At 41.8% G+C, this 22,381-nt stretch carries 25 protein-coding genes; 12 read left to right on the forward strand and 13 right to left on the reverse strand.

Features of this window, described 5'->3' with window-relative positions; genetic code table 11:
- Positions 1-60 precede the first annotated feature (60 nt).
- Together lpdA and J0X14_RS16880 are read left to right on the forward strand one after the other, a co-directional pair.
- The gene (lpdA, locus tag J0X14_RS16875) at positions 61-1,452 is read left to right on the forward strand and encodes a dihydrolipoyl dehydrogenase (RefSeq protein ID WP_207098989.1); all 1,392 of its coding nucleotides are present in this window, start codon (positions 61-63) and stop codon (positions 1,450-1,452) included.
- Positions 1,453-1,459: 7 nt separating this feature from the next.
- A complete protein-coding gene (locus J0X14_RS16880; RefSeq protein ID WP_207098990.1) occupies positions 1,460-1,741 on the forward strand; it encodes a DUF3817 domain-containing protein in 282 nt (93 codons plus the stop codon).
- Here J0X14_RS16880 and aroQ read toward each other — a convergent pair.
- The 4 genes from aroQ to J0X14_RS16900 all read right to left on the reverse strand — a co-directional run bounded on the left by aroQ (position 1,733) and on the right by J0X14_RS16900 (position 3,873).
- Positions 1,733-2,149 (reverse strand): type II 3-dehydroquinate dehydratase, encoded by a 417-nt coding sequence (aroQ, locus tag J0X14_RS16885; RefSeq protein WP_207098991.1) that lies wholly within the window; start codon positions 2,147-2,149, stop codon positions 1,733-1,735. The genes J0X14_RS16880 and aroQ overlap by 9 nt on opposite strands.
- 71 nt (positions 2,150-2,220) lie before the next feature.
- On the reverse strand, positions 2,221-2,679 hold the full coding sequence (locus J0X14_RS16890; protein ID WP_207098992.1) for a hypothetical protein: 459 nt from the start codon (positions 2,677-2,679) through the stop codon (positions 2,221-2,223).
- Positions 2,680-2,753: 74 nt separating this feature from the next.
- On the reverse strand, positions 2,754-3,215 hold the full coding sequence (locus J0X14_RS16895; protein WP_207098993.1) for a hypothetical protein: 462 nt from the start codon (positions 3,213-3,215) through the stop codon (positions 2,754-2,756).
- 136 nt (positions 3,216-3,351) lie between these two features.
- Positions 3,352-3,873, reverse strand: coding sequence for a hypothetical protein (locus J0X14_RS16900; protein ID WP_207098994.1), 522 nt, complete (start codon positions 3,871-3,873; stop codon positions 3,352-3,354).
- A gap of 202 nt (positions 3,874-4,075) precedes the next feature.
- Here J0X14_RS16900 and xerD point away from each other — a divergent pair, with 202 nt between their 5' ends.
- On the forward strand, positions 4,076-4,972 hold the full coding sequence (gene xerD, locus J0X14_RS16905; RefSeq protein WP_207098995.1) for a site-specific tyrosine recombinase XerD: 897 nt from the start codon (positions 4,076-4,078) through the stop codon (positions 4,970-4,972).
- A gap of 4 nt (positions 4,973-4,976) precedes the next feature.
- Here xerD and J0X14_RS16910 read toward each other — a convergent pair whose 3' ends face one another.
- Together J0X14_RS16910 and J0X14_RS16915 are read right to left on the reverse strand one after the other, a co-directional pair.
- Positions 4,977-5,492, reverse strand: coding sequence for a hypothetical protein (locus J0X14_RS16910; RefSeq protein WP_207098996.1), 516 nt, complete (start codon positions 5,490-5,492; stop codon positions 4,977-4,979).
- Positions 5,493-5,592: 100 nt separating this feature from the next.
- Complete coding sequence (locus J0X14_RS16915; RefSeq protein ID WP_207098997.1) at positions 5,593-6,903, reverse strand: NAD(P)/FAD-dependent oxidoreductase; 1,311 nt, start codon at positions 6,901-6,903, stop codon at positions 5,593-5,595.
- Positions 6,904-7,002: 99 nt separating this feature from the next.
- Here J0X14_RS16915 and J0X14_RS16920 point away from each other — a divergent pair, with 99 nt between their 5' ends.
- The 3 genes from J0X14_RS16920 (at position 7,003) to J0X14_RS16930 (ending at position 9,642) form a co-directional block, all read left to right on the forward strand.
- Positions 7,003-8,430, forward strand: coding sequence for an amidohydrolase (locus J0X14_RS16920; protein ID WP_207098998.1), 1,428 nt, complete (start codon positions 7,003-7,005; stop codon positions 8,428-8,430).
- A gap of 69 nt (positions 8,431-8,499) precedes the next feature.
- Positions 8,500-8,994 (forward strand): RNA polymerase sigma factor, encoded by a 495-nt coding sequence (locus J0X14_RS16925; RefSeq protein ID WP_207098999.1) that lies wholly within the window; start codon positions 8,500-8,502, stop codon positions 8,992-8,994.
- 3 nt (positions 8,995-8,997) lie between these two features.
- Positions 8,998-9,642 (forward strand): hypothetical protein, encoded by a 645-nt coding sequence (locus tag J0X14_RS16930; RefSeq protein ID WP_207099000.1) that lies wholly within the window; start codon positions 8,998-9,000, stop codon positions 9,640-9,642.
- Here the strand turns inward: J0X14_RS16930 and J0X14_RS16935 are convergent.
- Positions 9,639-10,451 carry a lysophospholipid acyltransferase family protein gene (locus J0X14_RS16935; RefSeq protein WP_207099001.1) on the reverse strand — a complete coding sequence of 271 codons (813 nt, stop codon included), beginning with the start codon at positions 10,449-10,451 and terminating at the stop codon, positions 9,639-9,641. The two genes, J0X14_RS16930 and J0X14_RS16935, sit on opposite strands and share 4 nt — an antisense overlap.
- Before the next feature lie 36 nt (positions 10,452-10,487).
- The gene (locus J0X14_RS16940) at positions 10,488-11,129 is read right to left on the reverse strand and encodes an NUDIX hydrolase (RefSeq protein WP_207099002.1); all 642 of its coding nucleotides are present in this window, start codon (positions 11,127-11,129) and stop codon (positions 10,488-10,490) included.
- Here J0X14_RS16940 and J0X14_RS16945 point away from each other — a divergent pair.
- Positions 11,128-11,847, forward strand: a complete 720-nt coding sequence (locus J0X14_RS16945) for a peptidylprolyl isomerase (RefSeq protein ID WP_207099003.1) — start codon at positions 11,128-11,130, stop codon at positions 11,845-11,847. The genes J0X14_RS16940 and J0X14_RS16945 overlap by 2 nt on opposite strands.
- A gap of 51 nt (positions 11,848-11,898) precedes the next feature.
- Entirely contained in the window at positions 11,899-12,615 is a 717-nt protein-coding gene (locus tag J0X14_RS16950) for a dienelactone hydrolase family protein (RefSeq protein WP_207099004.1), read from the forward strand.
- A 22-nt stretch (positions 12,616-12,637) separates the two neighbouring features.
- Here the strand turns inward: J0X14_RS16950 and J0X14_RS16955 are convergent, their stop codons facing one another.
- The 5 genes from J0X14_RS16955 to J0X14_RS16975 form a co-directional block, all read right to left on the reverse strand.
- Positions 12,638-15,289, reverse strand: coding sequence for a TonB-dependent receptor (locus J0X14_RS16955; RefSeq protein WP_207099005.1), 2,652 nt, complete (start codon positions 15,287-15,289; stop codon positions 12,638-12,640).
- Complete coding sequence (locus tag J0X14_RS16960; protein WP_242528074.1) at positions 15,289-15,771, reverse strand: hypothetical protein; 483 nt, start codon at positions 15,769-15,771, stop codon at positions 15,289-15,291. Before J0X14_RS16960 ends, J0X14_RS16955 begins: the two co-directional genes overlap by 1 nt.
- Positions 15,772-15,810: 39 nt before the next feature.
- Positions 15,811-16,956 carry a hypothetical protein gene (locus tag J0X14_RS16965; protein ID WP_207099007.1) on the reverse strand — a complete coding sequence of 382 codons (1,146 nt, stop codon included), beginning with the start codon at positions 16,954-16,956 and terminating at the stop codon, positions 15,811-15,813.
- Positions 16,957-17,184: 228 nt separating this feature from the next.
- A complete protein-coding gene (locus J0X14_RS16970) occupies positions 17,185-17,799 on the reverse strand; it encodes a trimeric intracellular cation channel family protein (RefSeq protein WP_207099008.1) in 615 nt (204 codons plus the stop codon).
- Positions 17,800-17,801: 2 nt separating this feature from the next.
- Positions 17,802-18,527 (reverse strand): RDD family protein, encoded by a 726-nt coding sequence (locus J0X14_RS16975; RefSeq protein WP_207099009.1) that lies wholly within the window; start codon positions 18,525-18,527, stop codon positions 17,802-17,804.
- A gap of 34 nt (positions 18,528-18,561) precedes the next feature.
- Here J0X14_RS16975 and J0X14_RS16980 point away from each other — a divergent pair, with 34 nt between their 5' ends.
- Genes J0X14_RS16980 through J0X14_RS16995 form a run of 4 tightly spaced genes read left to right on the forward strand, consistent with a single transcriptional unit; the run spans position 18,562 to position 22,379 of the window.
- On the forward strand, positions 18,562-19,536 hold the full coding sequence (locus tag J0X14_RS16980; protein ID WP_207099010.1) for a stage II sporulation protein M: 975 nt from the start codon (positions 18,562-18,564) through the stop codon (positions 19,534-19,536).
- A complete protein-coding gene (locus J0X14_RS16985; protein WP_207099011.1) occupies positions 19,511-20,446 on the forward strand; it encodes a hypothetical protein in 936 nt (311 codons plus the stop codon). Before J0X14_RS16980 ends, J0X14_RS16985 begins: the two co-directional genes overlap by 26 nt.
- Positions 20,446-21,165: a DUF4129 domain-containing protein gene (locus J0X14_RS16990; protein WP_207099012.1), complete on the forward strand. Its 720-nt coding sequence runs from the start codon at positions 20,446-20,448 to the stop codon at positions 21,163-21,165. The genes J0X14_RS16985 and J0X14_RS16990 overlap by 1 nt, the downstream gene beginning before the upstream one ends.
- Before the next feature lie 2 nt (positions 21,166-21,167).
- A complete protein-coding gene (locus J0X14_RS16995; protein WP_207099013.1) occupies positions 21,168-22,379 on the forward strand; it encodes a DUF4350 domain-containing protein in 1,212 nt (403 codons plus the stop codon).
- Positions 22,380-22,381 lie beyond the last annotated feature (2 nt).

Genomic DNA, 22,381 nt, shown 5'->3' on the forward strand with positions numbered 1-22,381 from the left:
CTTTTGCACCTGCCCGCTCTAAGGCAGGCTTCAAATCTAACAACATAAAATCAAGATCTAATGAGCAAGTTCGATGTAATTGTTTTGGGCAGTGGTCCCGGTGGATATGTAACCGCTATCAGAGCCTCACAACTTGGATTTAAAACAGCCCTTGTTGAAAAGGAAAGTTTAGGTGGTGTTTGTCTCAATTGGGGATGTATCCCTACCAAAGCTCTATTGAAATCCGCTCAGGTTTTTGAATATTTGAAGCATGCCGAAGATTATGGATTGAGTGCCAAAAAAGTGGAACACGATTTTGGTGCTGTTGTGAACAGAAGTCGTGGTGTTGCGGAAGGAATGAGCAAAGGTGTTCAGTTCCTAATGAAAAAGAACAAAATTGAGGTTCTCAATGGTTTTGGAAAAGTGCAGCCCGGAAAAAAAGTTTTGGTAAAAGGTGAGCATGGAGATACGGCCGAGTATACGGCTGACCATATCATCATAGCTACTGGAGCACGAAGTCGAGAATTGCCCAGCTTACCCCAAGATGGGAAGAAAGTAATCGGGTATCGTGAGGCCATGTCCCTTGAAAAACAACCCAAGAAAATGATTGTGGTGGGTAGTGGTGCCATCGGTATCGAGTTTGCCTATTTCTACAATTCCATGGGAACCGAAGTGACCGTAGTTGAATTTATGCCCAATATTGTTCCTGTTGAGGACGAGGACGTATCCAAGCAATTGGAGCGCAGCTTCAAAAAGGCTGGGGTAAAAATCATGACTTCTGCCGAGGTTACCAAAGTGAATACTTCCGGTGATGGAGTTAAGGCAACCGTTAAAACCTCAAAAGGGGAAGAAGTATTGGAAGCAGATATCGTACTTTCTGCAGTGGGTATCAAAACCAATATTGAAAACATTGGATTGGAAGATGTGGGTATTGCCGTGGACCGAGATAAAATCTTGGTAAACGATTATTACCAGACCAATATTCCTGGCTACTATGCTATTGGTGATGTTACTCCGGGCCAAGCATTGGCGCACGTTGCTTCCGCTGAAGGTATTTTGTGTGTTGAAAAAATTGCGGGTATGCATGTGGAACCGCTGGATTATGGTAACATTCCCGGATGTACCTACTGTGTTCCCGAAGTGGCTTCCGTCGGATTGACCGAAAAACAAGCCAAAGAAAAAGGATACGAACTCAAAATTGGCAAGTTCCCATTCTCAGTGAGTGGAAAGGCCAAAGCTGCTGGAACCCCTGACGGTTTTGTAAAAGTCATTTTTGATGCCAAATACGGTGAGTGGCTGGGGTGCCATATGATTGGTGTTGGTGTTACGGATATGATCGCCGAAGCCGTAGTGGCCCGCAAACTGGAAACCACAGGTCATGAAGTGTTAAAGGCCGTTCACCCCCACCCTACCATGAGTGAAGCAGTTATGGAGGCGGTAGCAGCTGCTTATGATGAAGTAATCCACCTATAAGCCAACTATGCTGAAACTTTTTAGGGCCACTGCCATTCTAGAAGGAATTTCCTATCTGTTATTGTTTGGTATGACCATGCCGTTAAAACATTGGGCGGATATTCCAGAACCAAACCAAGTGGTTGGAATGGCCCATGGCATTCTTTTTATTCTTTATGTAGTGGTGGCCGTGGTATTCTGTTGGGAACGTAAATGGAGCATTAAAAGGTTTGTGATTCTTTTTGTGGCTTCACTTTTACCCTTCGGGACGTTTTATGCGGATAAAAAATACCTTAGTTCCCTAGCCTAAAAAACTTTGGATGGCCAAATCATAGCTTTGTAACCCAAAGCCCAAAATGACTCCTTTGGCCCCTGAGGATATGTAAGAGACATGTCTGAACTCTTCCCGTTTGTGTGTATTTGAAATATGTACCTCAACTACGGGTGTGGTCACGGCTTTTACGGCATCTCCAATCCCAATCGAAGTATGTGTGTAAGATGCAGCGTTCAAGACTATCCCATCATAATCAAAACCAACTTCTTGAATCTTTTGAATAAGCTCCCCTTCTATGTTGGATTGAAAGTATTCCAGTTCCACCTGGGGAAATTTCTGCTGTAACTGTTTAAAATAGTCTTTAAAAGTGGTGTTTCCGTATACTTCGGGTTCCCGTTTGCCCAATAGGTTTAAATTGGGGCCATTGATGATCATTAGTTTCATGGGGCTAAAAATACAACAAAAAGAAAAGGACAGGATATCCCGCCCTTTTTATAATACATATTTCTTATTTATCAATTAAAAGCAAATTGAAGGCCAAGCCCTAAGGCTCCAACTTCATTATCCCCATTGCTCAACACAATGGCCGGTCTCCAATCAATATTTATTATGAAGGGAACATCTTTAATTTTATAATCAAGTCCCAAATGGGGCCTTAATGCAAAAGTGTTTTCGCCTCCATTCCAAAGTACGATACTTGGGCCTGTACCAACATACCATCTGAGTCCCTTAGTTCCAAAGAATTCGTTATGATAAGAGTATAGAGCTGTTAATATAGTACCGCGACCATCAAACCCTACATCAGCTTGTACTGCATGTTTGCTGCTAAAAAAATACTTACCTGTAGCCTCTATAAAAGTAGCATAACTTATAGCATCGACACCTACTCCAAGTGCTGCACTATAATTGGTTTGGGCTTTTACCGCTAAGGAGAAAAATACAAGAATAACAAATACAATCAATGTCTTTTTCATTATACATTTTATTAATTGAAAAGAATAAACAAGACCGAGATAAACTTGGTCTATAAATATTGTATTTGATTCAGTTAATTAAAGGCAAACTGAAGGCCAAAAGCAAACGCCCCTATTTCGTTATCAGCATCCTCACTAAGAACAATGGCGGGTCTCCAATCAAAATTAAGCACAATGGGCACACCGTTTATCTTAAAATCAAGTCCTAAATGGGGACGAAGTGCAAAAATGTTTTCTCCTCCATCAAACAAAAAAATACTGGGCCCTGCTCCCGCGTACCACCGGAAACCACTACCCGGCGTAAACTTTTTGTGATAAGAATACAATGCTGTGATTGCGGTAACGCCATCTTCAAAACCCAAATCTGCTTGCCCAACATGGTTATCCGTAAAAAAGTACTTCCCAGTAACTCCGACCAAGGTAGCTTCATCAAAGGCTTCAACGCCCAATCCGAGTGCGGCCTTGTAGTTGGTTTGGGCCTTAAGGGACACGGAACACAGAAGAACAAGCATAAAAACAAATAGTAATTTTTTCATTTCTAAGTATTTATTGGTTAATATTCATGATCTAAAACTGCTTGTAAGATTTGGGGTTATGAACAGTTTATTTATTTTCTCATAATTCAAATTTTATATTCTAGATTTTTTTTCTCCAAAGCCTTGGGTTATCCTATCAGAACAAAAACAAAATTCCCAGGGTTGCAATTGAAAAACTCCCATCATTGCTAATATTGACGTAGGAGACGTTCAATTCTGTATTTCCGGTAATGTTGTACCCAATTATGGGCCTGAGGTAAAACCCTCCTTCATTGCCTTCATTTATTCCAACAGCATAACCCGCATCGGCCCCAAACTTGAAATCATACGTTGGGTACAACCGAATAGAGGCTGCTGCCGGCAAAAATTGAATGTCCTCAAACTCAGTTTCTACAGAAACTCCACCTCCTGAAAGGGTCGTGGTGTCCCCAAAAGCATGGATGAACCCGGTTGCGAAACCTACATCCAACAATTCAGAGGCGCCAATATGGTAGGCTATATCCAAACCAAGGCTAAAACTGGAAACATCTCCGGCATCTCCCACAGGAAGACCTGCATTTAACCCGGCTTTAAAATTAGTACGGTCCACATATTGGGCCATTGATGAAAAACTAAAGGTCACCATTGCTATGACCACCAATAAAAATGTCTTGTTCATAATGTTAAAATTTGCTAAACACTTAAACGGGTCAACAATGGATATAGTATTTGCAACTATTAAAACCTACTTTTAAACAAGTGACGAATGTATTCAAACCGTTCTTCCATTTCCTGCATAAATTGACCAAAAAGGCATATCAGTTGACCAATCGTTGAAATAGCTTAAGGTCTTCAAAAATTATTGTAGCTATCTTTAAACCATGAACTGGAACCAAGCCTTGCAGGATTATAAAACCTATTTGAAGATTGAACGGGGGCTCAGTTCAAATTCCATTTCCAATTATGGCTTGGATCTCCAAAAGTTGATGGATTATCTTAGTGAACACGACATTCCTGAATCTCCAATACAAATTGATCAGGAAACGGTTCAGCAGTTCATTTATGATGTGGCCAAAACCGTAAATCCAAGGTCTCAGGCTCGCATTATTTCTGGCTTAAAAGGGTTTTTCAACTATTTGGTCTTTGAGGATTACCGCCCAGACAATCCCATGGATTTGATAGAGACCCCAAAAATTGGCAGAAAGTTGCCTGATACGTTGTCTGTTGATGAAATTAATGTTCTCATTTTGGCCATAGACCTCTCCAAACCCGAAGGGGAACGGAATCGAGCCATTTTGGAAACTTTGTACGGCTGCGGACTCCGGGTTTCTGAATTGGTGAATCTGAAACTCTCGGACCTCTATTTTGATGAGGATTTTATAAAGGTCACCGGAAAAGGAAATAAGCAACGCTTTGTGCCCATCAGTGATATCAACCAGAAATACATCAACATCTACCGCTATGAGGTTAGGGTACATTTGCCCATTCAAAAGGAGCATGAAGATTTTGTTTTTTTAAACCGAAGGGGGAAACAGCTCACCCGGGCCATGATTTTTACCATCATTAAACGATTGGCTGAAGATGTTGGACTGAAAAAAAGTATCAGTCCCCATACCTTTCGGCATTCCTTTGCTACGCATCTTTTGGAAAATGGAGCAGATTTAAGGGCTATTCAACAGATGCTTGGACATGAAAGTATTACCACCACTGAGGTATATATGCATGTAAACCGCAAGCATTTGGCAAAGGTTTTGAACGAATTTCATCCTAGGAAATAAAACCCTAGAATTTCAGTTTGGTGGCGAATTTTAATCTGGTTCTCGCACCCTCAAGCCCTATATCGTGAAATTTTGGGGTGCCTACAGGCTGAACGATTGTGGCTTCTATCATTATATTAGGTCGCACATCATGACCTACTCCATAAAAATAATCTTGTCTTGGTATAGGGTTTGGATATCCAAACCCATCATTCAACAAATCCCATTCCCATTGGTAGCCACCAAGAATATATGTTTTATTGTCCAAATATTGTTTCATCTGAAAAGGCACAATAAATCTATCCGCAAAAAAAGTTCTGTAGTGTCTGCCTCCAATACTGAACTCAGTACTTTCGGTTAAAGGAAAATTTACCTTGAACAAGGCATAGTTGGAAAATCCATCAAAATCTGGATAATCAAATCCATCTATGTACAAAGGGGATTCTTTCGTAGGTTGAGGTTGCTTTGTGATTTGGGCATATCCCACATGCGCCAAAACCACCCACAAAATTAATGTGGAAGTGAAAACATGTTTTGACATGGATTGGAGTTTTTGTAAAAGTTACCACATCAATCTTGAAGAACGAGCAAGGTTGGCTAAAATTTAACCTTGGAAAATTTTAGGGATTCCTAAAAGTGGGTCAACTACCTTTTTTTAATTGATTTTTTAGTTCTTGATTCTGTTTTTTGTAGGGTCGAATAATTAAGCGTGCCTCACGGTCAAAACGAACGTAGTTGTACACCCAATTGATGAAGACCACTACCCTATTTCTAAAACCAATCAAGAAATACAGGTGTACAAACATCCACACGAACCAGGCAAACACACCTTGGAACTTCATCCTTTTCATATCTACCACAGCCTTGTTGCGACCCACAGTGGCCATACTCCCCTTATCTGTGTAGATAAAAGGTTTCATGGGTAAACCTTCCACCAAGCGCACCAAATTTTCACCGAGATTTCTACCCTGTTGAATGGCAGGTTGTGCCATCATGGGATGTCCATGGGGAAAAGCCTCGGTTTCCATTTGGGCCACATCTCCAATGGCAAAAATTTCCGTAAATCCTTCCACTTGATGAAACCTGTTCACTTTCAACCGATTCCCTCTGCACAAAAATTCCTTGGCATCCAAACCTTTGATTCCAACGGCTTGGACTCCAGCAGCCCACACCAATGTGGCCGTATCAAAAACAGTTTTGGTATCCGTGGTAACATGCTTACCATCATAATCCAAAACCCTTATGTCCTTCCAGACATTTACCCCCAGTTCTTCCAAAAAACGTTCTGCTTTCTGGGAAGCCACTTCGCTCATGGCAGGAAGGATGCGGTCTCCGGCCTGTACTAGATTTATCTGGGCCCTGCGGGTATCCAAATCGGGATAATCCTTGGGCAAGATTCCTTTTTTGATTTCAGCCAATGCTCCTGCCAACTCTACTCCGGTAGGCCCCCCGCCCACAATCACAAAATTCATCAATGCATCCCGTTCATGAAGGTCATCAGTAAGAAGTGCCTGTTCAAAATTTTCCAAAATAAGACTTCTCAGATTCAGGGACTGGGGAATGGTCTTCATGGCCATGCCTTTGGTCTCAATATTTTTATTTCCGAAGAAATTGGTCTCGGACCCAGCCGCCACTACCAAATAATCATAGGTAATGTCTCCAATATTAGTGTTTACTTGTTTTTTCTCGGTATCAACACTTGTTACTTTCGCCAATCGGAAGAAAAAATTGGGGTATCCCTGAAGTACTTTCCGAATGGGATAGGCTATGGAATCCGGTTCCAATCCGCCTGTAGAAACTTGATACAACAAGGGCTGAAAATTGTGGTAATTGTGTTTGTCCAACAACACTACCTGCATTTCCTTTTTACTGAGTTTCTTGGCTAAGGCGATTCCTCCAAAACCACCTCCAATAATCACGACCCTTGGGTAACTTGATTGTGGAATATTCATGCTTGACATGTCCACAAAATTAAGCATTCCCCAATAGGCTTTACCATTTTAAGGTGGGTTTTTTAGTATATTTAGCCCCTGACTCAAAAACTCCATACCATGAAAAAAATTCTCCCCATCAGTATTGCACTTATTTTTTCTGCAACCACTGTCTTTTCACAAAAAAACGAAGAAAAAGTCCTTGAAGACTTGAATGCCAAAACCCAAAAATATGGCGACATAGCCCATGAGATTTGGGGACTTGCAGAAATGGGTTATTTGGAGGAAAAGAGTTCGGCCCTACTACAAAAAACACTTTCTGATGCCGGGTTCACCATTGAAAAAGGTATTGCAGACATCCCCACGGCTTTTAAGGCAGAATTTGGTTCCGGATATCCTGTGATTGCCATTTTGGGAGAATATGATGCCCTGCCTGGATTATCCCAACAGGCTGTCCCCGAGAAAAAATCGGCAGATAAAGCAGCCGGACATGCTTGTGGGCACCATCTTTTTGGTACTGCATCCACCGCTGCGGCCATTGCGGTAAAAGATTGGCTTACTTCAAACAACATCCAAGGAACCATTCGTTTTTACGGTTGTCCTGCTGAAGAGGGCGGTTCAGGAAAAGTATATATGGTACGTGAAGGTGTTTTCAACGACGTGGACGTAGCCTTGCATTGGCATCCAGGCGCGCAGAATGCGGCCAGTGCTGGTGCTGCTTTGGCCAACAAATCCGCTAAATTTAGATTTCACGGAGTTTCTGCGCATGCTGCAGGAGCACCAGAAAGAGGTCGCTCTGCTTTAGATGGCGTTGAAGCAATGAATGCCATGGTGAATATGATGCGTGAGCATATCCCACAGGATGCCAGAATCCATTATGTGATCACAGACGGTGGAAAAGCGCCCAACGTGGTTCCAGATTTTGCCGAAGTATACTACTATTCCAGACACGGAAAAAGGGATGTGGTCATTGATATTTTTGACCGTATTGTAAAAGCAGCTGAAGGTGCTGCCTTGGGTACAGGGACCACCATGGACTACGAAATGATTGGGGGAACGCATGAACTGCTGCCCAACCTTACCCTTCAGAAAATCATGTACGATAACTTAACGAAAGTCGGTGGGGTTACCTATACCGATGAAGAAAAAGCCTTTGCTGAAAAAGTATCAAAGACCTTGGGTGCTGAAACTTTGGATTTGGCTACCGCAGCCAATATTCAGCCCTATCAAGAAGAAGCCCGTGCCTACGGTTCTACAGACGTCGGCGATGTAAGCTACACGGTACCAACTGCAGGTTTGGGCACCGCCACTTGGGTTCCCGGAACCCCGGCCCATAGCTGGCAAGCTGTAGCCGCTGGGGGAACATCCATCGGAACAAAAGGAATGATGGTCGCGGCAAAGACCTTAACCCTGACCGCCATGGATATCTTCAAAAATCCCGAAACCGTAAAAAAAGCAAAGGCAGAACTTGAAGAACGACGGGGTGCAGACTTTCAATACATCCCTTTGTTGGGCAATAGACCACCGGCCTTAGATTATCGTAAATAAGGTTTCTTTGGTGGTACTGTAACAAAAACCGTTTTGTAGCTACCAATAAAGCAAATTACTCGCCAACCATTGAATAAAGAACTGGAACATCGTTTTGTTACCGAGCTTGAGAACAATCAAAATATTGTTCACAAAGTTTGCAGCCTCTACACCAACGATAAGGATTCCCACAATGACCTGTTTCAAGAAATCACGATTCAATTGTGGAAGGCTTATCCTAAATTTAGAGGGGACTCCAAGTTTAGTACCTGGATGTACCGGGTTGCCCTGAATACAGCCATCACCTTGTATAGAAAATCAAAAAAAAGGGTACAAACACAGGATTACGATTCAGTAGTGCACAAAATAAAGGCCGACCCTTACGATGATACTGAGGAAAGACAATTAAAGTTGATGTACGATGCGGTGCGACAATTGGGTGATATTGACAAAGCATTGGTGTTTCTCTATTTGGAAGACAAAGATTACTCGGAAATAGCTGAGACTCTTGGTATCAGCGAAGTGAACGCAAGGGTTAAAATGAGCCGGGTAAAAAATAAATTAAGAACCATATTAAATCCTTAGCTTATGGTGGATGAACTGGAACTTTTAAAAAAAGACTGGCAAAAAAAGGAAGCTGAGCTTCCCAAATTGTCCTATGACCAAATCTATAAGATGATCTGGAAAAAATCATCTTCCATTGTAAAGTGGATATTTTATATAAGCATCATTGAGTTCGTTTTTTGGGCGGGGTTAAACCTTTTTTTCAGTGATGCGGAAACCATGCAAGAGCTCAAGGCCATGCATATCTATCGTGTTATTATGTTCTTGAATTTCATTAATTATGGAATTATCCTATACTTCATCTACAAGTTCTACGTGAACTACCGGAAAATCTCCTTCACGGATTCTTCCAAAAAACTGATGAAGACCATTCTTAATGTGAAGCGAACAGTGACCCAATATGTTTGGTTCAACCTGATTATTTTTACCCTATCCATGATTATCAGTATTTATGGAGCCTTTGTATATGGTCCCGAAGGAGAAAAACTTATAGAAGCGGCCTCCCAGGACGGCAACTCCACCATGTTTTGGGTAATGACAATTGCCTTGTCCGTAGTTTTTATTGCCGTTTTTTTGGTGCTAATCTGGCTTTTCTACAAACTGCTTTATGGAATCCTTTTAAAACGATTACGCCAGAACTATAAAGAATTGAAAAAATTGGAGGTCTAATTTCCTTTGTAGCTATATCTCCTTTTTTGGTTCTCCTCCTCGTAAGCCGCCAACTCTTCTTTAGAGATTACCTTTAAGAATGATGGATGTTGCTCAATGGCATATTCCAATTTTTCCAAAATGGCTTCAATGGACTCATTGTCGTAATCAATTTCCAGGGGAGCCTTAATCTGCATGGATTGCAGGATGCCCTTCTTTTTTACCCGAAGTCCCCTTTTATCAAAAGAGCGCCGAAAGCCGTCAATCACTACTGGTACAACTACAGGTTTATATCTTTTAATGATGTGGGCCGTTCCCTTACGTAAAGGTTTCCATGGCGTTGTAGTCCCTTGCGGAAAAGTAATTACCCAACCATCATCCAAAGCTTTAGCTATATTACTAATATCACTGAACTTCACTTGTCGGTTCACATCCTGGCCATCGGCTCGCCATGTACGTTCTATACTAATAGACCCCGCGTACGCCAAAACCTTGGTAAGCAGACTTTTACCCATAGTTTCCTTGGCGGCCACATAATAAATATTCAGTTTGGGATTCCACAAATACCCCAAGTTCTTAATATTGTCATCCCTGCCCTTTAGACTGGCATTGAATACATGGAACATAGCCACCACATCAGCAAAATAGGTCTGATGGTTGCTCACAAAAAGGACATTGGTCTCGGGAAGATCACGAATAATCTGGGAACCCTCAATTTCAAGGGTGTTGAATCCCTTATAACGTTGATGGGTAATCATACCTGCAATGCGGATCAACCAACGTTTTAAGAACAGAATATGACCGAAAGGATTTTCTTTGAATAGGCCCATGGGGTAACTGTTGTCGGCAAATTTACAAAATAGTGGTTAAAGCACTTGCCGTAAAAGCTCCCTGATTTCACTCAACATCATAGCTGTGGCGCCCCAAACCGTATAACCATTTAATTTATAAGCGGGTACGTTTATTTTTTTTGCATAGGAAGTACTCAACAATTCTTCAATAAGATTGGCATCGTCCAGAAAATCCTTCAGATAGGCCTCCACCACCTGTTCTACCTCATCCTCCTGAGGCACAAAAGGCTGGGGATTGGAGTAAATTCCCATATACGGTTGAACCATAAAATTACTGGGCGGGATATAGACCTCACTCAATGCTCTTATGACTTGGACCTGTCCAGGGGGAACCCCTACTTCTTCATGGGTCTCCCTGAGGGCCGTGTGCATCAAGTCCTTATCCTGTTTTTCAACCTTCCCTCCCGGAAAACCAATTTGGTTGGAGTGTACACCCTCGTAAGTCTTTCGCAGAATGAGCAGAAGTCGGGTTTCCATTGCTACATCAGGATAAAAAAGTGCCATGACCCCAGCTCTTTTTGGATTCTTTTTCTTGATATTGTTCTGTTTTAACCATTGAATCCGCTCTACTGGCGACATTTTATAGTGGGATTCTTCTCCAGGAAGAGGGAGATTTTTTAATTTTAAAGCTATTTCACAAAACTCATCAAAATTCATGTTGTTAAGACCATTCGCTTTAACTACAAGTATACTACTAATTTTTCTCGTCTCCTGTGGAGAATCCCCAAAAAAGAAAACCGTCCAAAAAGAGGAAACTGTTGTTGAAATAGATTCTGTAAAACAAGAGGCTCCTGAGGATGCATCCGAAGAGGAAGTGGAAGAGACATTTGTCCTGGATGAGGAAAATGCCATCGATTTCTTTTTTGATTATGCCAAGACCCTCAAAAAAAACAAAGTAAAGATTACCACCACCAAAGGAAGCTTTGTTGTTCAGCTCTATGATGATGTGCCCTACCACAAGGCCAATTTTATCTACTTGGCACGACAGAATTATTTTGACAGTACCCAATTTCACCGCGTTGTGAAGGATTTTATTATTCAGGGTGGGAATTCAGATGATCGGAAAACAGCAAGAAAACGTGGTGATATTGGACGATACCTGCTCCCTCCAGATGCCAAAAAAGGCTACAAACACCACAGGGGCACTATATCCATGCCCAGCAGTGAACGGGACAATCCGCATAAGCTGGCTTCACCTTATGAATTTTTTATTGTGGTCACCAATCCTGGATCATATCATTTAGATGGCTCCTATACACCTTTTGGACGTGTTGTTGAAGGGATGGAAATCGTGGATGCCATTAACAAAGTTCCCGTTGGAGATGGGGATTGGCCCTTGAAAAATGTTTACATTCTTGATGTTGAAGTGCTATGAACCAATTAAAAAATACTATAATTTAGACAGCCTATGGAATAACTCAAACTAATGATACGAACAACTCAACTCATTTACTCAGACAAACAACAATCCTACGAAGGTGTAATCGCCTTTGACGATACCATAAAAGGTAAGCGTCCCGTAGTATTGGTTTCCCATACTTGGGTGGGACAATCCGATTTTGAAGAAGACAAAGCCAAGGAATTGGCCAAACTGGGCTATCTGGCCTTTGCCATTGATGTTTTTGGACAAGGAAGACGGGCAAAAAATGCCGAAGAAGCCGAAGCCCTGATGAACGAAATGTTGGAAGACCGACAAGAACTCCTGAACCGAATACTTCTTGCGGTGTATACCATTAAAGAAAATGAAATGGCCGATACCAAAAAAATGGGAGCCATTGGTTTCTGTTTCGGTGGAAAATGTGTCTTGGACTTGGCCCGTTCCGGAATTGATATGAAAGGTGTGGTCTGCTTCCATGGTATTTTTGACCCACCCGGAATTGAATATGAAGAAGACATTAAAGCCAAAATTCTGGTACTCCATGGTTGGGAAGACCCGCTGGCCTTTCCAAAAGATATTGTTTCATTAGGGTATGAACTCACAGAACGCAATGCCATTTGGGAAATGGATGTTTTTGGGAACACAGGCCATGCCTTTACCAACCCAAATGCCAATGATCCTGATGGTGGAATGCAGTTTAACCCATTGGCCAACGATCGGTCTTGGGAACGGATGACCCACTTTTTTGAAGAGGTTTTTAACTAAAACGGATTAATTTTTGGGGTCACTACATTTTCAAGTTGACCCCAAAAATGATTTGTCTAAAACCGCCCGCAAAAACCCCAGATGTGGCGCGATTTAATCTGGAAGCTCTGTAAACTTGGTCCGTAATGTTCTTACCGTTGACGAAAACGGTGGCGTCTATCTTTTTACCCATTTTAAAATCGTAATTGACAAAGGCATCAACAGTCGTAAAAGAAGGTAATTGTCCTATGGCTCCATCCGCAGACTCAGCTTCAAAATTGTGGAATTCAGTGAATTGTTTGCTCACATGATGCACATTGAATCCGGTGGAAAGACTTTTCCAGTCGTAGTTCAGTCCAACACTCATATTTATTTTTGGAGTATAGGGCGCTTCTGCATCTTCAATACCGTCGTCGCCAAAAGTGATGACACTTCGGGTAATGTTGGGAAAATCTATAGCATCAATGGTTTCATCGGTAAGTAAGGTCTCTCCTCCCCCATCATCCACATAAACTTCGTATGCATTTCTATTCCCATTTACTTTGGCAATATATTCACTTTGAGTAGCCGCACCATGAATTACTTGTGAGAAGAGGTCTTTGTCCTCCAATCTGCCTTCCATTACTTTGGAATGCATATAGGTTGCATTTCCCAAGAGATGAAGTTGATGCCCATCATTTTTGAACAACTCAGCATCAAATGCCAGTTCCACACCCTGCACATTGACTTTTCCCAATTCTTGAAATACCTCATTTCGGCCTCCGGCATAAAAATTTCTGCTCGCATTATGGAAATACGTTATCTGTCCATTGATACAGTTGTTCAGTAGGCTACCACGCCATCCTAATTCCTTGTTCCAACTTAATTCAGGATCAATATTGATGCTCTGCCCTTCCAACGGATTGGTCACAATACCATCCTGTTCCACCAGAAATCCAAATACTTTTGAAGGAGCAATCATTCCTTGGTAGACACTTCCAAAAAACTCATTACCATCCCCTTTGTAATTAATTGTGATTCCGGGTAAAAACTGATTGTAGACATTGGGTTCCCTTCCTTCAGTGGTGCTTTGCAAATCAGGATCTTGTGCCAAGGCCATTAGGTCCTGTCGGTACATATCCACATGCTCAAACCTCAAAATAGGGGTCACTCCCAATTTCCCAAAATTGAATTCGTTTCGGAGGTATCCATTGGCAGACCACAATCGATACCACAAATCTTTGGTGGTTCTACCATTTCTGGCCCAGCGCGAATTGTCTGCTTCCAAAAAGACATCCTTAAAAGTTTCTCGATGCAAATTTATGCTGGCCTCAAGTTCGCTCGGAGCATCAAATGCTTCCCACCGTGCCCTAACGGTTTCTTTTATTCCAGCTACTTTGTATATCCAACGGCTATCCGTAGTGCTTTCCAATCCGTTCAGCACTCGTCCTACAATCACATAGTCTTCATCATCAAAAGTTTTCCCATTCAAATACCCATAACGGTCATTATAAATGGCATCACCCACATAATCCTGTACTTCGGAAGCCCTAACTTTAGCGGTAACCTGTCTCCACCAATCCCGTTCAAAATCTGAAGCATATATTTTTGAGGTGAAACTGAGTTTCTCATTGGGCAACCATTTATGAATGATGTCGACCCCATATCTTCGCATGGTAAACTGATCGGCATCCAAAGGATTCTGGGTAGGGTCCGTCTCAAAAGTGAATGGGGTCTGCGAACTCAAAGAGGCTTGGTTATCCTCAAATTGGCCGCTTACCTTAAAATAGAGGGATTGGTCTTCAGATAATTTGGCAAACACCTTAGCATTGAGGTTCAGGACTTCTACAGAGGAGTTATCTGTAAAGCCATCAAATTTCTTATACACCCCTTCAACCAGCGCCCCCATGTTGTTCCACGTACCTCCATACGAAAACAGACCAGATGCATAATTGCGCTGACCTCCGGTCAATTTTAATCGCAAAGTTGGTTTTTGGGGAGGAAGGGCGGTAATATAGTTGACGGCTCCGTACATATTGTTGGGGCCATAACGCAATAAATCAGCTCCCTTGTAGACCTCAATAGACGTAATTCGGTCACTGACCGGATTGTAATATGCCCCGGGCGCAATGTAGGGCGCAGGTGCAGATGGTGTTCCGTCTTCCATCAACAATACCTTTTTAGAGCGTCTGCCCCAAGAACCTCTAATACTGATGTTGGGTCTATTGGATAGCCCCATATCACCCACAATGTTCACTCCCGGAATAGTTCGCAAAACCTCTTCGGTGCTCAACGGGTTGATGTTTTGTAGGGTAACTGGATTGATCCTAAAATTGCTACCCTTAAAATCAGCCTTATAATTATGGGGCGAAGCACTAACAATAACCTCATCCAGTGTAGTGTTCGCCCTGACAAGTTCAATCATTCCCAAATTGGTGGTGGACGGTGAAAAATCCAATGTTTTTTCCTCGTAACCTAAATATTTAAAGGTAATTGTGCCTGTTTGGGAAGGGGCAGTGATTTCAAAATATCCAAAATCATCGGTTACGGTTCCCAACTGTACATCTTTTATGATGACCTGGGCTCCAATAAGGGGTTGTGAATCAGTAGCATCAATTACCTTTCCTATTATCTTATTTTGGGAAAAGACCATACAATGGCATAACAAGGTCAGCAGGAGCATACTTGTTAATAGGGGGAATCTGTGTTTCTTCATTATCCTTGTTCAGAATGCTTTTGGTGGTTACTTTCCTCTACTGCACCGAACTTGAAAATTCGTTCAGATAAGGGGTTTTGGAATTTTTTGAATTTGAGCGAAAAGGATTTTACATCTATATGCAGGAGTGAAACTAGCGCTGCTATGATGACCAAGTTTTTAATGATATACTGACCCAATAAGGTTAAATACAAGGGTCCTTCATTAAATACTTGATCGGGAAAAAACAACAAGGGTGTAAATGTGAAAATGATATGCACCAAGGCCAACAAAACAACCGTTCTCCTGGCCACATTGAAGATCAAAAACACACCAATCCATGTTTCCCAGAGTGCCAAAAGTACAATGGACACCTCATCCGGAATCAATCCAAAAGTTAGAACGTGAATGGTGCTTTTGGCAAATCCTTCGGCTGGACTGAGGTCTGGAAAAAACTTTAGCATTCCAAACCACAAATAGACCAATCCTATAGAAATTGCCAAAAGGTTGTTTTTGGCGACTTGTTTCAAAATATATACATTTTAATTATTGAATTCATTCATAAGTTCTGAATCTACCTTTACCTTTTTGTTTGGTAAGCGAAACGAAACTCCAACATTGATCAAGTAATCTGCAAAAGCCGCATCCCCAGCCCTTGGATTCCCGGTTGCTTCCTGAGTTTGTTTGTCAGTTACACTTTGCGGACGCTCTCGTCGTACAGCGAAAGGCACATTCAGATTAAGTGAAAAATTATCCTTCATAAAGGCAATTCCTGGATCAATGGACAGTACATTGCCCGGTCTCCTGAATCCTTCATTACCTCCGATAAGATCTTTCACGGGAACACCTTCATATCGCGCACCCAACGAACCAGAAATAGTATTGGAAAAAGTTTGGCTCACCCCGGCACGAATGGAAAACTGATCTGGAACGGCCATGATGGCTTCATTTTGAAGAATTGGACTCAAAGTTTCCCTAAAAGTTCGGGTGCCATTGGTTTCCCTGGGGTTGATCAAATAAAATCCACCACCATAAGCAAACAAGTTCTCAGCTATTTTTTGATAGAATTGAAAATCCAATGTAACTCCAAAACCACCGTCTCCAGGCTGTATACTTTGATCAACGGGTCTAACTTGAGGACCTCCCTCCGGGCCTACATTGTAAAAAATATCGGAAGCATTCCAATTACCCGTAGGCAATTTCAGGCCCAATCCCACTGCCAAATTTCCATTTTGGTGCTTTTCAAGGTCGAACAACCAATAACCAACACCAACCCGAATATCGGCCAAACCACGGGAATAGGTAACATTTCTCTCATTACGACCATGCTCGTACAACGAAGATCTTGTATTGATCACGGTTGGAATGGTGATGCTGGTATACAGCCTATCTGTTATTCCGTAGGTAAGGAAAAAATCCCAGGAATGGGAATGGTTGATCACCTCAGACCCATTGGCAACCCTATCTGGTTCTTCATGGGTCCCTCTAAAGTGTCTGAAAGATCTAAAATACCGATAATTACTTCCTATCTGGATATCTCCGGGGCTTAAAAGGTTGCTCTCCAATGTATTGCCCACACAAGATGAGAAATGACGGATAGCCACACAACCCTGTGCATTTGACGTTTTAATCCCCAAAAAGGATGCTGTAATAAAAAGTATAAAATAAAGTGCTCTTTGCGTTTTCATATTCTGTTTTGGTTGGTTTATCGATAAAAAAAGCCGACCTATTTCAAGGACGGCCTCTATTATTGAATACGCTACTTATTATTTAAACTAAACTTGCGGCCAAAGTAGGATGTTTACCCAACAACTGCGGCTAACAAAAGGGTAAAAAAGATTAATAAAGAGTTAATAGGACTAATGAATGGTTAAGCAACACGCATATTGTGCTTCTCACTAGAAGAATAAAAGATTTTATGCTTTCCCTTTATAGATATTGGGCAACCGTATTCCAAAAAGCACAGCCAAGGTTCTCAGGGCAATAACCACCAAAATAGCAGCGATATAGGCATAATCTTCCCGCATGGAAAGACCAGTGAACAAAAAATAACTTGCTCCGCCTACAATGCAGGTCGTTGCATATATTTCTGTTCTTCGGAAAATTATAGGGATCTCGTTACACAGCATATCCCGAATCACACCGCCAAAACATGCGGTCATGGTGCCCAAAGCTATACATACCACGGGCAACAACTCCGCCTGTAATCCTTTTTCAACGCCAACCATGGTATAGAGACCAATGCCAATGGTATCAAACAAAAACAAGGAACGTCTAAGATATTTGAGTTGGTTCACAAAAATAATGGCCAATACAACCGCAATGAAAATGGTAACCATATACGTGATGTCCGTCATCCATGCCACGGGTGTATTGCCAATTAGAAGGTCTCGCAACGTTCCTCCTCCAATAGCCGTCACAAAGGCAATAATAAGCACCCCGAACAAGTCCAGTCGCTTTTCCATGGCCACCAAAACTCCGGAAATGGCAAAGGCCACGGTTCCCAAAATATCTATGGTCTGATAGAGCATCGCTACATTTTTTGGGTGTAGTAGTTATAGTCTTTTAGAACGGTATCCAAAAAAGGAACATCATAAAGTTTGGAATTGGTCTGAAGGATACTCTCCACCTTCACCCGAAGTGCAGTCAATGTCCTAAAATCTCCACTTTTTCTGGCAATATGAAAGGTTTCCTTGATCAATCGCACATCCTTGTCCGTCAACAAGGTCACATTGGTAAACTGCGGCACATATTCTTCATTGATTTCTTCCAAAATGGTATGCGAAACCTTGGTTTTCTTTTTGGTGCTGATAACCACCGTGCCTGCGGCCGCATCTCCAACACGCTGCCTTTTTTCGGAAAATAGGATGCTTAAAATACCTATGGAGCCTAAAAAAATCCAAATGTCCACCAGCCGAAGCATCCATCGTACCAATAAATTGCTCCAATGTACCGGTGTGCCATCCAAACGCACCACCCGCATTTTTAGCAACATCTTCCCAACCGTCTGTCCATTGAAAAGACTGTGCATCAAAAGGGAATAGAACATGGCTGGCAGAAAAATTAGGGCCACCAACCCGCGTTGGGTCCAATAATCTTCGTACACATACCCAATGGCATCACCGATAAGGTTCACCAAGTAGGCATACACATAAAGAATGAATCCATCGATCAAAAATGCTACAATACGCTCCCCAATACTGACAATCTTATAATCTAAGTTGACATTTTGCGTTGTATTGATTTGGAGGTTACCCATATAACCGTAATTTTAACTGTACGAATTTCCACTTATGCGAGAGGCTGCCTTTGTGAAGCAAAATAAGGAAAAATGGATTGCATTTGAAAAAGCAATCGCATTGGGTTCACATACCGACCCCGATGCCCTTGTGGATGGCTACATCCAGCTCACAAACGATTTGGCCTACGCACAGACGTATTACGCAGAAAGCAAGACTTTATTGTATCTGAACTCTTTGGCTTCCCAAGCACATCAAAAAATTTATAAGAATAAAAAGGAATCCGGCAACCGGATAATTGAGTTTTGGGCACGGGAATTCCCATTATTTTTTAGACAATATCACAAGACGCTCTTGGTGGCTTTTTTAATTTTTATTGTGGCCTCCGCCATTGGCAGTATCTCTGCCCTTAACGATTCTTCTTTTGTACGACTTATCTTGGGAGATGCCTATGTGAACGAAACCTTGAACAATATTGCCAAAGGAGAGCCCACCGCCATTTATAAAAGTGGCAGCGAAGTAGGAACGTTTTTGGGCATTACCATCAACAACATTCGTGTGGGATTCTTGGCCTTTGCCTTTGGGGTCATTACCAGTATTGGCACAGCCTATATTTTGTTCAGCAATGGCGTGATGTTGGGTGCTTTTATCACCTTTTTTTATACCAAAGGGGTGTTTTTTGAAGCTAACCGACAAATTTGGCTGCATGGCACCATCGAAATTTCGGTAATTATTATTGCTGGATGTGCCGGACTCATCATGGGCAATAGTATTTTGTTCCCCAAAACATTTTCAAGACGGGTTTCCTTCATGAAAGGTGCCAAAGATGGCCTAAAGGTTGTGGTGAGTACCATTCCTTTTTTCATCATCGCCGGGTTTATCGAAGGATTCATCACCCGCTATGCCACCATGCCGGATTGGCTGGCCTTTTTAATCATTGGGGGATCACTATGCCTTATCGTCTATTATTATATCCTATATCCAATCTTACTAAACCAATCTTATGAAGGACAAATACATCGAACTTAGAATCAATCGCGATTTTGGCGACATTCTTACCGTATATTTTGATTTTTTAAAGCAAAACATCAAAAAATTCACCAACGTTTTTCTCAGTTATAATGGGATTTTCTTGATTGGACTTTTGATTACCAGTTATTTGTTGGTCAGTGGATTTATTGGAATGATTTCCGAAAATTCCAATTTATATGGAATCAGTGCTACGCAAACAGGTGACGACACCTATTGGATCTATGTTATTGCTGGGGGCATCCTTTTCTTTCTCATTTTTTTAATGGTCGCTGGATTGAACTTTAGTCTAAGCTCTTCCTATATGATCAAGTATGATGAACACAAAGGCAATGGCTTCGACAAAGCCGAAGTCTGGAACCTTACCAAGAACAAATTGGGCCACACCATTGTCTTTATCCTGTTGCTGATTCCAATTTATGGTTTGTTTTTTATTGTTTCCGTAGTTTTTGCTTTCATTCCCCTACTGGGTATGTTTGCCCAGTATATCATCCAGTTTTTTATGACGGCTTGGATTGGGGTTTCCTTTTTTAGTATGCTGAGTGAGGACAAAGGTGTTACCGATGCTTTTGGCGAAGGCTGGAACTTGGTCAGTAAAAACTTTTGGAAGTCAGTTGGGGTTAACTTCATTCTTGGGTTGCTTAACGGGCTCCTCATGTTCATTGTTCTGATTATTCCGGCAATTCTCATCGGGATTTACACGTTTCACGTAGTGGAAAACAATGTTGATGTTGGCGGCATAGTAGCTACCGTTGTGTATACCCTTGGTCTTTGTACATTGCTCATCCTAATGGTATATGCCCAATGCCTTTCGCAGTTTATCAATGGAATTCTTTTCTATACCTTGCACGAGAAAACCTATAACCTCAATACACGAAGTAAAATTGAACAAATAGGACAATCCGAGTAGTGATCCATCGTATTACAGTCATATTCTTTTTGTTGTGGGCTTCGTTGTCAAATGCCCAAAATGATTCCATTTCAATTCCCATTGATGAGGGCTCCACATTGACCGAACGCCAAATCGATGAAGACCTTAGCCAAAAATACACAGGAGAGGAGTTCAATTATGATGTAAAAACCGGGGAATCCGCCAACCTTTTGGCCCGTTTTATCCGATGGATTTTGAACAGCTTGGGTGAAACCTTTGGTCTGGACATCTCCCCAAAAACATTGCTTTTTCTGGAATATACCATCTATGCACTCATGGGAGCCTTGGTCATTTACTTGTTGGTACGGGTGTTCATCAATGAAAAATTCAACGCCATTTTTTCCAAAAAAGCGAAGTCCATTGTTGATATCGATTTATCCGAACGCCATATTGAATCCATAGACTTGGATGCCTTGATGAATGATGCCCTTAAGATCAAAGATTACCGACTTGCGGTCCGGTACCAGTTTCTCAAGATTTTGAAGTTGCTTTCCCAAAAAAGTATCATCGATTGGCATTTTGAAAAGACCAATGTGGATTACCAACGTGAAATCAAGGAAGGAAACCTGCAAACTGAGTTTAAAAAGGCATCCTATCTCTATGAAAACATCTGGTATGGGGAGCAACCCATTGATGAGACCGGCTACACCAAAACCAGTTCCCGTTTCACCCGATTAAATGATTTAATTCTGCAATAGCTATGGATCGAAAATCGAAAATAGTTATTGCCGTATTCGCCGCTGTGGTCGTGGGCATCATCATCACCGAAATTGTGAGGCCCAAGCCCATTAATTGGAGGCCCTCCTACACATCAACCGATAAAATTCCTTTTGGTTGTTATGTGCTTTTTAATGAATTGGCCACAATTTTCCCGGACCATTCCATTGAAACCGTTGAAGAAAGTGTGTATGACCTTATGGTGGATCGGGACACCACTGTTGCATCGAACTATATTTTCATCAATGAATATATTGAGCTGGACGAACAGGAGACCAACCAACTTTTGGATTATGTGGATCAGGGAAACACCGTTTTTATTTCGGCAACAAATTTCGGATGGCCTTTGTTGGACACCTTAAATATTACCCTAGCTTCGGATTACAACCTAAAAGAAGGCACCGCCATCCTCAATTTAACCCATAATAGGTTCAATGGCGAGGAATTTAAACTATCCCGTGGGGTATTCAACTCCCATTTTACCAGCGTAGACTCCACCAACACCACCATTTTGGGTCATATCACCTATACCAAAGAGAATTTTTTGGAAGAGCAGCCCGAAGTTACAGTCACCAAACCCAATTTCATCAAGACAAAATTCGGAAAAGGCAACTTCATCATTAGTAGTACGCCACAAGCCTATTCCAATTTTTATATGCTGAAGGGAAACCAGGACTACGCGGTGTACACATTTTCATACCTACAGGACCATGGGCTTCTGTATTGGGACAATTATAAAAAAGCAGGACGCATCATTATAAATTCTCCCATGCGCTTTGTTTTGACGCAGGAAGCCTTGAAATGGGCTTATTACCTTACTATTTTGGGTATTTTGCTCTTCGTTCTCTTCCGAGGGAAACGGGAACAGCGTATCATCCCCGTAAGAGAACCCTTAAAAAACTCTTCGGTGGAGTTTGCCCAAGCGGTTGGATCCCTTTACCATCAAAATAAGGACTACACGGACCTCATCCACAAAAAATTGAACTACTTTTTGGCACATCTAAGAAATCGATACCATATTGACACTTCCCAACTCGACGGAAAAACTATCCAAATCTTAGCCGCAAGAGCAGGCAAAGAAGTGGGAGAAACCAAAAAATTGATTGAATACATCCTGAATTTAAAGAACAAAAGCACCCATACCGAACAAGACAGTATAGAACTCAACAAAAAAATAACCGCATTTAAGCAGTGACA

It is taken from the genome of Allomuricauda sp. CAU 1633 (assembly GCF_017313225.1).
GTDB lineage: Bacteria > Bacteroidota > Bacteroidia > Flavobacteriales > Flavobacteriaceae > Flagellimonas.